This window comes from Pseudarthrobacter equi (assembly GCF_900105535.1).
Taxonomy (GTDB): Bacteria; Actinomycetota; Actinomycetes; order Actinomycetales; family Micrococcaceae; genus Arthrobacter; species Arthrobacter equi.
In genome coordinates, this window is sequence record NZ_LT629779.1 from 3,441,216 (window position 1) to 3,452,924 (window position 11,709).

The following is an 11,709-nucleotide window of genomic DNA, read 5'->3' on the forward strand; positions in this document are numbered from 1 at the left end:
GGCGGAAGGATTGAGGTATGAACTCGCAGACCCCCCTCCCCGACGACGGCCAGCCCACCGAGCCTCTGCCCGGCGCACCGCGGCCCACCGAACCCCTGCCGTCCGCGCCGACCACGCCGGACCCGTCCGAGGGCCTGCGGGCCTCCGAATCCAGCCAGCAATCTGCAGGCCAGCCCGGCACTGAACTGCCCCGTACCGAGGTCCCCGGCGCTGGTCTCCCCGATGCCGACCTCCCCGGGGCCGGACAGGCGTACACAGGGCGTCCCGGCACCGCACACGCCGCCCCGGGCGAAGCCGATTTCTTCTCCTGGATCCGCGGCCATGGCATCCAGCGTGGCCGTGACCGGTGGATCGGCGGCGTCTCCAGCGGCATCGCGCAGAAGCTGGGCGTAGACCCGCTGATCATCCGCGGCGTCTTCATCGTCCTGACCCTGTTCGCCGGCATCGGCGTGCTGGTGTACGGCCTCGCATGGGCGCTGCTCCCGGAGCCCGACGGGCGGATCCACGTCCAGGAGGCCGCCGCGGGCCGGTGGACCACCGGGATGACAGGGTCCCTGATCGCCACGATCCTGGGCCTCACCGGACTGGGCGGCGGCTTCTGGGGCTGGTCGCACAACGGCTTCGGCGGCTTCCTCTGGACGGTCTTCTGGGTGGGCGGCGCCATCTACCTCATCTACTACCTCTCGCAGCGCAACAAGGCGGGCCGGCCCGCGATGGCCTCCCCGCACGTGGCCGCTTACGGCACCCCCGGCGCCTACGGGACGCCGGGGGCAGCTGGCACCTCAGGTACCGCCTACGCAGCCGGAGATCCGGGGACCGCGCCGTTCTCCTCCACGGGCACCTCGTATGGAGCAGGCCCGGCTTCGCCCTCCATGCCTGACTACGGTGGCAGCAGCTATTCCGGCAGTGGCTCCTACTCCGGCGGTGGCTCCGGTGCCGGCGGCGGATTCCAGGGCGGTGGCCCCTACGGCGGCGCCCCCGCACCGCAGCGCACCCCGAAACCACGGCCGGCCGGGCCCGGCGCTCCTGCAGTGGCCGTCGCCGCCGGATCGGCACTGCTGGTGGGCGGCGGCCTCAAGGCACTCGACGTCACCAACGTCATCGACCTGGGCGACTCCGCCAACGCCATCGTCTGGGCCAGCGCCGCAGCCGTCCTGGGCCTCGGCATCCTCATCGCCGGCCTGCGCGGCAGGACCGCCGGCATCCTGAGCTTCTTCGCCGTGGTGGCGCTGGTAGCGGGCGGCGTGTACAACGTGGTGGGCAACGGCGACAGGATGCGCTTCCAGCAGGTGGACTGGGCACCGGCCAGCATCACGGAAGCCACGCGCGGCTTCGACATCACCGCGGGACGCGGAACCGTGGACCTGACAAACCTCGCCGGAGGCACCCCGCTGCGCTCCGACGTCGTGATTCCCCTGGACATCACCGCGAGCAACGTGACCGTGGTGATCCCGGAGGACGTCCCCGTGGACATCAAGGCGGACATGACCATGGGCAACCTCAACGAGGCCTCGGGCCAGCGCGGCGGAACCACCACCCGGGAAAGCACCTATAACTCCGACCGGCCCGGCAGCCATCTGGTGGTCCAGATCGACGGCACCTTCAGCAACGTCACCATCCAGGAAGGCAATTGAGATGAGCACCAGTAACCCGGCACCGGATCCCACGGGCCGCAGCGGCTACTACCCGGACAGCACGACGACGGCGGGCTCAGACCCTGCCGGTACCTCCACCACGAGGGTGGGGACGGTGGTGTGGGGCCTGATCGTCCTGGCCCTCGCCGCCCTGATCATCGTTGCCCAGCTGGGCATCGTGACCCTCAACGCCACGTACGTCCTGATCGGGCTCATGATCGGAGCCGGCGCCGCACTGGTGGTGGGCGGCCTCCTTTCCGCCCGGAAACGTGACAACCAACCGACAACAGGGAAGTCTTGAACCATGGACAAGTTTTTCAGCATCGTCAGGGGCTTCGGCCTGCAACGCGGCCCGCAGCGCTGGGTGGGTGGCGTCCTGGGCGGGATCGCCGCTAAAACGAACGTGGACGTGGCCTTTGTCCGCATCGCGTTCCTCGTGTTCTGCCTCCTCCCCGGACCCGCGGTGGTTTTCTACCTCCTGGCGTGGGGCATCCTTCCGGACCAGCGGAACGTGATTCCGCTGCAGGCATTCCTGGAGCGCCGGTCCCTCAGCTGACCCCGCTGGTGACATCCGAAGGCTCCCGCCGTTTACTACGGCGGGAGCCTTTGCCGTGCCCGGCCGGCGCCCATGCAGGCGGTGTACCGCGTGTAACGGGTTTGTGTCGTACCCCACACCTCCCACTACACTTCTAGGTGAGCTCAGCGTGGCGCTCTGCCAGTAGACCCTCTTCCAGGATTTGAGCCGAAACATGAAAATTGGAATCCTCACCAGCGGTGGCGACTGCCCCGGACTGAACGCGGTCATCCGCGGCGCCGTGCTGAAGGGTATCGCCATCCACGGCCACGAGTTCGTCGGATTCCTCGACGGCTGGCGCGGCGTGGTGGAGGGCGACATCATCGACATCCCCCGCACCATGGTGCGCGGCATCGCCAAGCAGGGCGGCACCATCCTGGGCACGTCCCGCACCAACCCGTTCGAAAACGGCGGCGGCCCCGAGGTCATCAAAGCCCACATGGACCGCCTCGGCATCGACGCGATCATCGCCATCGGCGGTGAGGGAACCCTCGCCGCGGCCAAGCGCCTGACCGACGCCGGACTGAAGATCGTGGGCGTCCCCAAGACCGTGGACAACGACCTCGACGCCACCGACTACACCTTCGGCTTCGACACCGCCGTACAGATCGCCACCGAGGCCATCGACCGGCTCCGGACCACCGGCGAATCCCACCACCGCTGCATGATCGCCGAGGTCATGGGCCGGCACGTGGGCTGGATTGCCCTGCACGCCGGCATGGCGGCCGGCGCCCACGCCATCCTCATTCCGGAGCAGAAGGTCAGCATCGAGCAGATCACCGACTGGGTAAACGAAGCCCACGCCCGCGGCCGCGCGCCGCTGGTGGTGGTGGCCGAAGGGTTCGTGCCCGAGCACATGGAATCCCCGCACTCCGAGCGCGGCCTGGACACGTTCGGCCGGCCCCGCCTGGGCGGCATCGCCGACCAGCTCGCGCCCGAACTGGAAGCCCGTACCGGCATCGAAACCCGCGCCACCATCCTGGGCCACATCCAGCGCGGCGGCGTCCCCTCGGCCTTCGACCGCGTCCTCGCCACGCGCCTGGGCATGGCCGCCATCGACTCCGTGGTTGAGGGCTTCTGGGGCACCATGGTGGCGCTCAAGGGCACCGACATCCAGCACGTCGCCTTCGAGGAAGCCCTGGGCCAGCTCAAGACCGTGCCGCAGAACCGGTACGACGAAGCCGCAGTCCTCTTCGGCTAGGCACAGCGCAGTGCCCGGCCGGGGATGATGTCCGGCCGGGACAGCCGCCGGCGCCCTAGGCTGGGACCATGACACTCGATCCCGGCTCTGCCGCCATCATCCAGCTGGCCTGGGCCCGCCGCCTGGGCCTCGACGACGACGCTTTCGGCTCAGCACTTGCCTCCGGAGAACGCATCGTCCGGGCCGATGACTCGGCCGCCACGGTGGAGTTCGTCAGGCTCTTCGGCAGTTCCGTGCTGGTGGGGCCGCAGGACGTCATCGATGCGGCCGCGGAGATCCCCGATGCGGACATGGCGCAGCACGTCACCCTGTTGACGCTGACCCGGGACCGTGGCGGGTACGGCCTCGGCGCCGCGGCGCTGTTCTTCGCCGACGACCTGCCGCTGCAGCAGCCCTCCGAAGAAATGACTGTGTCACACGGTAACGCCGAAGCGATTGAACTGGAGGGCCGCTGCCCGCCGGACGACGTCAACGAGGTGGGGCTCTCCGACCTTGAGAACCGCTTCACCATCGTCCACGAGCTCGACGGCAGGCGGGTCCCCCTGGCCTGCGGCGCCTACACAGAGTGGGAAGGACTGCTGGCCCACCTGGGGGTCCTGGTGGATCCGGAGTGGCGGCGCCGCGGGCTGGGAACGCTGGCCGCTTCCATCGCATCCCACGAGGCCCTGGCCGCCGGGCTGACGCTGCAGTGGCGGGCGGACGTCAGCAACACAGGATCGCTGGCGCTGGCCCGCCGCCTCGGCTTGTCAGCCGGCGGAATCCAGACCAGCGTCAACCTTGGCTGAGGGAGCGGACCCTTCAGCGGCGCCCCACCCCTGAATGGGCTTGGGCTTGGCGAAGAACAGCACCACTACTGCCCCGGCCAGCACCACAGCGGCGGGAAGCAGGATGGACTGCGCCATCGCCGTCGAAAATCCTGCGTGCAGGAATTCCGGCAGCGAACCGCCCATGGCCATGCCTTCGCCGGCCCCGCCGGCCTGGCCGCCGGGGCCCGCCGGGAGCTCAGCCGCCAGCCGCGACTGAATCAGGACAGCGATGGCAGCGCTGCCCAGGACCGCGCCGAACTGGCGGGTGGTGTTGTAGACGCCGGAGCCGGCGCCCGCCTGCCGCGGCGGCAGGTTCCTGGTGGCCGTGGTGCTCAGGGGCGCCCAGATGCCGGCGTTGGCGAAGCCGAGAACAGCGCTGGGAAGCAGGAACAGCAGGATGGGGGTGTCCGGCTGCATCAGCAATCCGTTCCACACCAGAGCCACTGCCATGAGTGTCAGGCCCGCAGTTGCCAGGTATTTCGGGTTTACCCGGTCCACGATCTTCCCCACCACGGGGGCCATGCCACCCGAGATCAGCGCCATGGGCACCATCAGCAGAGCTGACTGGGTGGGTGTCAGGCCGCGGACCATCTGGTAGTAGAAGATCAGCGGCAGCCCGAAGGACGTCACCGTGAACCCCACCATGGTGATTCCCAGGTTGGCCAGCGAAAAGTTCCGGTCGCGGAACAGTCCCAGCGGCAGCAGCGGCTCGCCCTTGTTGAAACGCTGCCAGGCGACGAATCCGGCGAGCACTACGATCCCGGCGATGATCAGCGACCAGACGCTGATGGGTCCGGCGATGGTTCCCCAGTTGTACGTCTCGCCTTCCTGGATTCCGAAGACCAGCAGGAAGACCCCGATGGCACTGAGCAGCACACCGGGAATGTCGAACCGGTGCGGGTGGGTGCTCAATGCGGGTACGTTCCGTACCGCAAGGATGAACCCCACGACGCCGATGGGAACGTTGATGAAGAAGATCCACTCCCAGCCCAGGCTGTCCACCAGGACGCCGCCCAGGATCGGGCCCACCAGTGTGGCCATGCCGGCGGTGGCGCCCCAGATGGCCATGGCGGCACCCCGGCGGTCCGGCGGGAAAATGCGGGTGATGACGGCCATGGTCTGCGGCGTCATTACTGCGGCGCCGAGGCCCTGGAGCACCCGGGCGGCGATGAGGGTCTCCACGTCCTGGGCCAGGCCGCACCACAGCGAGGCCAGGGTAAAGACCACCAGGCCAAGCAGGTACAGCTTCTTGGGCCCGAAGCGGTCGCCCAGCCTGCCCGTGATCAGCAGCGGAACTGCGTAGGCCAGCAGATAGGCGCTGGTCACCCAGATCACGGAGTTGATGTCGGCGCCCAGGCCCTCCATGATCCGCGGGTTGGCCACGGACACGATGGTGCTGTCGATCAGGATCATGAAGAACCCGATCACCAGCGACCACAGCGCCGCCCAGGGCTTTTCTACGTTTTCCATCCGGTCATCCTTCAGAGTCATTTTGTGGTTGCCGGGCGGACCCGGGGGCTCAGCCCAGGAGGTCGAGGATCTCCTGGCGGGCAAACATTTGGGCGGCCGCGCGTGCCGATGGCGCTCCGGCGTCGGGATCTGCGCCGGCATCCAGCAGGACCCGGGCTACGTCCGTGTACCCCTTGAACGCCGCACCGGCCAGTGGCGTCTGGCCGCGGTCATTGGCGGTGTTTGCCTCGGCTCCGTGTTCGAGCACCAGGCGCACCGTGTCGGCGTGGCCGTGGTAGGCAGCCAGCATCAGGAGCGAATCTCCGGCGGCATTGGTGAGGGTGGCGGGAGCGCCGGCGCCGAGGTATGCGCGGAGCATCTCGGTGTTCCCGTCCCGGGCTGCCTGGAAGAGGCTGTGGGCCAAGGCGACGGCGTCGTCGTCCTGCCCTGCTCCTGCCTCCCCGGCCTCGCCTGCCGCGGCGTGCTGCGCCGGCGTGGCGTTTCCGTGTTCTGTCATGCGCGTGGCCCCCTAAGGAATCCGGTCTGGCGCCCCACCACCTGGCCGGCGTCGGGGGCAACGATGAGTTCCTGTCCGGCGGTGTACGGCTCGTCCCCGTCCAGGACCGTCAGTATTTCATCCGGCGCTACGGACCGCTTTATGACCGCCAGTGCCACCGGCCCCATTTCGTAGTGCTGCGCCACGGACGTGACGGCCCCCACTTTGCGGTCGCCGGCAAGGACCACGCTTCCGGCGGCCGGGAGTGTGTGCTGCGAACCGTCCAGCTGCAGGAACACGAGGCGCCGCGGCGGGTGCCCCAGGTTGTGGACGCGGGCGATGGTTTCCTGGCCCTTGTAGCAGCCTTTGGCCAGGTGGACTGCGGTACGGAGCAGGTCCAGTTCATGCGGAATCGTCCTGTCATCGGTTTCGGCACCGATCCGGGGACGCCAGGCAGCGATGCGCAGCGCCTCGGACGACATGACTCCGGCCAGCGGCCGGTCCGCCACCATCTGTTCCAATTCGGCGGCGGGGACAAGGTACTCGAACCACGGCCGTTCCAGCCCGGGATGGTTCTCCTCGGCAACGGTGGCGTACGAGTAGCCGCCGGCAGAGACATGCGGCCACGGGTCCTGCCAGGCCACCAGCGAGGCCCACTCCGGCACGGCGGCGGTGCTGCCCACCACCGCCCAGTCGGCCGAGGCGTCGGCGATGTCCACCCGGAGCATGAACTTCATCCTGTTGAGGTACTCAGCCAGCGGGCCGGCCTCGGCGCCTTCGACAATCAGCCAGGCGGTGCCGCCGTCGTCAACAATGCGCGCGTCAAACTCGATGCGCCCCTGAACGCTCAGGAGGAGCAGTTCGCTCGACTCCCCCGGCTGGAGGGCCGTCACCTGCTGGGATGACAGCGTGTTCAGCCAGCTCAGCCGGTCCGGCCCGGTGACGGTGACAACTCCGCGGGAGGAGAGGTCGACGACGGCGGTTCCGGCCGCGAGGGCACGCTGCTCCCGGAGGGGCTCACCGTAGTGGGCTGCGACGCCGGCGTCCGCACCGGCGGCCTCGACAGCTCCGGGGCGCGACAAAAGGGGGCTGGGAGTAGTCATATTGGGGAGAACGTCCTTCAGTCAGTCTGTATTCCGCTTTGTCGCCGGAATTTGAAACGCCGTCCCGGCGCGTCTAATCCATGGCCTGGACTGCGGGGATTGCGGAGCGGTTAAATGTTTACCGGTACTCGGGGTTTTCGAAGTCGAACCGGGTCCCGGCGGTCCATTCCTTGGGCAGGTTGCCGTAAGCAGGGTACCCGCCGGCGTCCTTGAGGGTCCGGGCCAGGTGCAGGAGGTTCCACGTCATGAAGGTGGTGTTCCGGTTGGTGAAGTCGCTTTCCGGTCCGCCTGAGCCCTCGTCAAGGTAGCTGGGGCCGGGGCCCACGGGCCCGATCCACCCGGCGTCGGCCTGCGGCGGAATGCTGAAACCGATGTGCTGCAGGCTGTAGAGGACATTCATGGCGCAGTGCTTGATGCCGTCCTCGTTGCCCGTGATCAGGCAACCGCCCACTTTGGGATAGAACGCCCACTGGCCCTTGCTGTTGAGCTCACCGGAATGGGCGTAGAGGCGTTCAATCAGCTTCTTGGTCTGCGATGAGTTGTCTCCCAGCCAGATGGGGCCGGCCACCACCACGATGTCGGCATCCTGGACGGCGGGGTAGAGCTCCGGCCATTCGTCGGTGGCCCAGCCGTACTGGGTCATGTCCGGGTAGACCCCGCTGGCGATGTCGTGGTCCACCGTGCGGATCACCCGGGTGCTGACGCCCTGCTTCTCCATGATCAGCCGGCTGATGTTGATCAGGCCGTCAGTATTGGAGGTTTGCGGCGACCTCTTGAGCGTGCCGTTGAAGAAGACAGCCTTGAGATCGCTGTAGTTTCCGGATGTACCTTCATTTGCCACGGCGCCGCTCCCTGCTGGTGATCCTTCTGGTTATGGAACCCGTGCCAGGAACGCCGAGGCGTGGGCTTCTAGGCCCTTGCCCGCATCCCCTCCCGTTGCGACGTCCCACCGCCACAACAGGTTGCCGTCCACCAGTCCGAAGATCCGGGTGGCGGCGCTGTAATCCTTGGAGTGGCTGCCGCGCATCACCATGTCGGTGGTGAGCTGGATCTGCGGGCCCTTGATCTGGCCGTAGTACAGCTCCGAGATGCCGCCGGGGTGGGAGATGGACACCGAAATGTCGAAGCCTCCCTCACCGTTGCGCAGGGCTTCCACTTCGTCGGCGCTCTTGAGCGCAGGAACGATGTCCGCGGGCACCAGGCCGGGACCGCCGTCGGCATCAAGCTGCTTGCGCTCCAGCGCCCAGAAACCGGTCTCAACCGTGAGGGGCCGCAGGCGCGTGCCGTCGTCGTCCGTCAGCCAGCTCTCCGCCCGGTACTGCAGATACGGCAGGCCGTTGTGGGTGAAGGAGACATGCTGCAGGAAATGATCGGAATCCTCGTCCCCGGTGCCCAGGCGGCCACGGCCTTCCCACTCACCAATGAGCCAGGAAAGGGGAACAAGTTCCGGAGTCAGATCTGTGGGAATCTCAATGGGCACGGCGTTTACCTCGAGAAACTGCGGGATCGGAAGGCTGGTCTACTTCTGGCCCTTGAAGAGGCGGTAGACCACAAAACCGGCGAACCAGGCCATGGACAGGCTCGCGATGCCGAGCAGGACAAGGAAGAAGATTTCAAATGCAAGTACGGACATGATGCCATCCTAACCCGTCAGAAGATGAGTAGTTTGTCTATGAAGTAGGCGAGCGAGCCGACGGCCGAGACAGGCGCCAGGCCCATGCCAAGGGCCGCTGCAAAGTTCAGTGGCGCACCCCGCAGCGTAACCAGTCGCCGGAAGCTGGCGAGGACCGCCCCCACCACCACGCCGAAAATGGCAGCCGGCAGGACGGCGATGTCTGAGAGGACCAGCCCGGCAAGCGGGCCTGCCAGCCCGGCAAGGACGATGCACAGCGGGGCGATGACGTTATCAGGCCAGCGGATCAGCCCGGCAAGCAGGGCCACTGCTGCGCTGATCGCGGCCACCAGCAGCATCTCGCGGACGCCGTTGAACCGGGCGCCGGCAACCCACCCCGCACCCAGGCAGGACAGCAGCACGCCCACGCAGCAGCCCAGAGTGGACTCCAGCCGCTGCGCCTGGCCCGTACCGCGGATGAGCTGCACTACGAAGACGGCCATCATGCCCACCGCCACGAAACCGGGGGTCCAGTCCAGGTAGCCCGGAGCAGGCGCCCACAAGGCGGCCAGGGCGGACCCCGCACCGGGCAGGGCGATGACCGCCGCGAGGGTCTTCTTGGCCGGAATCCGGAGGAAATGCGGCCAGCCGATCCCCACCGCGAAGGCAATCAATACGGCCACTGCCGCCAGAGCTTCACGGGAGATATAAACGCCGGCGATGATGGCAACCAGGCCGGCGATGCCGACCACACCGATGGCCCACGAACCGAGTGAGCGCGCAGGCGCCTGCAGGTCCGCCGTCATATGGAAACCGGCCTGTGAATCGTTACTGCACTCACTGCGCTGTCATCCCGTCCTGGCATTGGCACTAGGCGTGGAACCGCCCCTTCGAAGGGCACGTCCGCCCCCGCCCAATCCTGCCCTATATGAACGGCATATGTCGCAAAACGTACTGTTGGGGGGCAGGAATCTCTGGTTCGGGAGGACCTGCCGGGTATACTCAAGCATCAGCTCAGTCGCCCGATGATGCGCGGACAGCCCATGGAGGAACAATGTCGCACATCCTGCTCTTGACGAACAGCACCGGCTCGTCGGTAGACATCCTGCCTGCCCTGGAACTGCTGAACCACCGCGTGCACATCCTCCCTGCGGAGCCCACCGCCCTCCTCGAAACGGACCCTTGCGACATCGTCCTGCTGGATGCGCGCAAAGACCTTGTGGGCGCCCGTTCCCTCACCCAGCTTTTGAAGGCCACCGGCCTCAGCGCACCGCTGGTCCTGATCCTGACTGAAGGCGGCATGGCCGCTGTTTCGTCGGCCTGGGCAGTGGACGACATCGTCCTGGATTCCGCCGGCCCCGCTGAGGTTGAAGCGCGTATCAGGCTCTCGGTGGCCCGCGCCGTCCCGGACCAGGACGATGCCCCCAGCGAAATTCGTGCCGCCGGCGTCGTCATCGACGAAGCCAGCTACACCGCCAGGGTTAACGGCGCACCCCTGAACCTGACGTTCAAGGAATTCGAGCTCCTCAAATACCTGGCCCAGCACCCAGGGCGCGTCTTCACCCGGCAGCAGCTGCTGACCGAGGTGTGGGGCTACGACTACTACGGCGGCACCCGCACCGTTGACGTCCACGTCCGGCGCCTGCGCGCCAAGCTGGGCGCCGACCACGAGAACCTCATCAGCACCGTGCGGAACGTCGGCTACCGGCTGACCCTGGTGCGGCAGCAGGAAGACGAACTGACCGAAGCCTGAGCCACCGGTCCCTGATCCCGTAGCCTAGCTTCATGACTCCAGCGCACCCCGAGAAATGGCCCGTCCATGTTGTCCAAGGCGGGGTTGACCGGCAACTCCTGAAGGACTGCCGCGACCTCCTGGTTGCGGCCGAAGAGTCCGACGGCAACCCCTCGATCTCCGAGCAGACACTGGTGACCATGCGCGCCGGCGATTCTGCAGACCATTCGCTGCTGACCCTGGCGCTGTATGCCCCGGACGAGGACTCGGATCCTGCCACGGGCCAGGACCTGGCGGGATTCGCCGTCGTGGTGGAAGAACCGGACCACAGCGGCGTGCTGGAAATTGCGGTGCACCCTTCCTACCGGAACCAGGGCGTGGCCGACCGCCTGGTGCGGGCGCTGCAGGACCGCCGGGGGTTTGACGGGCTGAAGGCCTGGTCCCACGGCAACCACGAGGCCGCCGCAGACCTCGCCGCACGGTACGGCTACGCGCCGGTGCGGGAATTGTGGAAGATGCGGATGACGACGGCGGAGGCAGACCTTCCCGAGGCAGTGCTTCCGGAGGGCGTGTCGCTGCGTCCGTTCGTCCCGGGCCAGGACGAGGACGCGTGGCTGGCCGTCAACCGTGCGGCTTTCTCGCACCACCCGGAACAGGGCAGCCTCACCCGGGCGGATCTGGCGGCACGCATGGAGGAAGACTGGTTCGACCCCGCCGGGTTCCTCCTCGCGGTGGACACCGCCGGCCGCGTTGTGGGCTTCCACTGGACGAAGGTCCATCCCCGCCACGGCTCGCACCCCGCCATCGGCGAAGTCTACGTAGTGGGCGTGGCGCCTGAGGCCCAGGGCTCCGGCCTCGGGAAGGCCCTGACGCTCGCCGGCATCAAGTACCTGCAGGACCTTGGACTGCACGCAGTGATGCTGTACACGGACGCGGACAACACTCCCGCCGTCTCGCTGTACCGCAGGCTGGGGTTCACCCGCTGGGACATGGACGTCATGTACGGGCCGGTCAAGGAAGGTTAGTCCAATCGGCTGATTCACCGGGCGGGGCGCGGAAATCAGGGGCTCCGCCGCGGTGAATGCTTGTAAGGTTGAAACAG

The 11,709-nt window shown here is 67.4% G+C and carries 13 protein-coding genes; 7 read left to right on the plus strand and 6 right to left on the minus strand.

The genetic code is table 11. The features are described from left to right. Window positions 1–17: 17 nt before the first annotated feature. The 5 genes from BLT71_RS15605 (at window position 18) to BLT71_RS15625 (ending at window position 4,194) form a co-directional block, all read left to right on the plus strand. Window positions 18–1,634 carry a PspC domain-containing protein gene (locus tag BLT71_RS15605; RefSeq protein WP_091722006.1) on the plus strand — a complete coding sequence of 539 codons (1,617 nt, stop codon included), beginning with the start codon at window positions 18–20 and terminating at the stop codon, window positions 1,632–1,634. Between the two features lies 1 nt (window position 1,635). After that, on the plus strand, window positions 1,636–1,935 hold the full coding sequence (locus tag BLT71_RS15610; RefSeq protein WP_091722009.1) for a hypothetical protein: 300 nt from the start codon (window positions 1,636–1,638) through the stop codon (window positions 1,933–1,935). A gap of 3 nt (window positions 1,936–1,938) precedes the next feature. Continuing rightward, window positions 1,939–2,190: a PspC domain-containing protein gene (locus BLT71_RS15615; RefSeq protein ID WP_091722012.1), complete on the plus strand. Its 252-nt coding sequence runs from the start codon at window positions 1,939–1,941 to the stop codon at window positions 2,188–2,190. Between the two features lie 193 nt (window positions 2,191–2,383). Continuing rightward, a complete protein-coding gene (locus tag BLT71_RS15620; protein ID WP_091722015.1) occupies window positions 2,384–3,409 on the plus strand; it encodes an ATP-dependent 6-phosphofructokinase in 1,026 nt (341 codons plus the stop codon). A 68-nt stretch (window positions 3,410–3,477) separates the two neighbouring features. Continuing rightward, window positions 3,478–4,194, plus strand: a complete 717-nt coding sequence (locus BLT71_RS15625) for a GNAT family N-acetyltransferase (protein WP_091722017.1) — start codon at window positions 3,478–3,480, stop codon at window positions 4,192–4,194. Here the strand turns inward: BLT71_RS15625 and BLT71_RS15630 are convergent. The 6 genes from BLT71_RS15630 to BLT71_RS15655 form a co-directional block, all read right to left on the minus strand. Beyond that, window positions 4,156–5,685 carry a DHA2 family efflux MFS transporter permease subunit gene (locus BLT71_RS15630; protein ID WP_091722020.1) on the minus strand — a complete coding sequence of 510 codons (1,530 nt, stop codon included), beginning with the start codon at window positions 5,683–5,685 and terminating at the stop codon, window positions 4,156–4,158. The genes BLT71_RS15625 and BLT71_RS15630 overlap by 39 nt on opposite strands. Before the next feature lie 49 nt (window positions 5,686–5,734). Then, window positions 5,735–6,181, minus strand: coding sequence for an ankyrin repeat domain-containing protein (locus tag BLT71_RS15635; RefSeq protein ID WP_231994309.1), 447 nt, complete (start codon window positions 6,179–6,181; stop codon window positions 5,735–5,737). Further along, complete coding sequence (gene ygfZ / locus BLT71_RS15640) at window positions 6,178–7,263, minus strand: CAF17-like 4Fe-4S cluster assembly/insertion protein YgfZ (protein WP_172829989.1); 1,086 nt, start codon at window positions 7,261–7,263, stop codon at window positions 6,178–6,180. The genes BLT71_RS15635 and ygfZ overlap by 4 nt, the downstream gene beginning before the upstream one ends. Window positions 7,264–7,381: 118 nt before the next feature. Then, the gene (locus BLT71_RS15645) at window positions 7,382–8,104 is read right to left on the minus strand and encodes a flavodoxin family protein (RefSeq protein ID WP_091722026.1); all 723 of its coding nucleotides are present in this window, start codon (window positions 8,102–8,104) and stop codon (window positions 7,382–7,384) included. Window positions 8,105–8,134: 30 nt separating this feature from the next. Beyond that, complete coding sequence (locus tag BLT71_RS15650; RefSeq protein ID WP_091722029.1) at window positions 8,135–8,743, minus strand: nitrobindin family protein; 609 nt, start codon at window positions 8,741–8,743, stop codon at window positions 8,135–8,137. Window positions 8,744–8,913: 170 nt separating this feature from the next. Then, complete coding sequence (locus tag BLT71_RS15655; RefSeq protein ID WP_091722033.1) at window positions 8,914–9,681, minus strand: permease; 768 nt, start codon at window positions 9,679–9,681, stop codon at window positions 8,914–8,916. A 248-nt stretch (window positions 9,682–9,929) separates the two neighbouring features. Here BLT71_RS15655 and BLT71_RS15660 point away from each other — a divergent pair, with 248 nt between their 5' ends. Further along, on the plus strand, window positions 9,930–10,628 hold the full coding sequence (locus BLT71_RS15660) for a winged helix-turn-helix transcriptional regulator (protein WP_091722036.1): 699 nt from the start codon (window positions 9,930–9,932) through the stop codon (window positions 10,626–10,628). 32 nt (window positions 10,629–10,660) lie between these two features. Then, window positions 10,661–11,632, plus strand: coding sequence for a mycothiol synthase (mshD, locus tag BLT71_RS15665; protein WP_091722039.1), 972 nt, complete (start codon window positions 10,661–10,663; stop codon window positions 11,630–11,632). The last annotated feature ends 77 nt before the right edge of the window (window positions 11,633–11,709 follow it).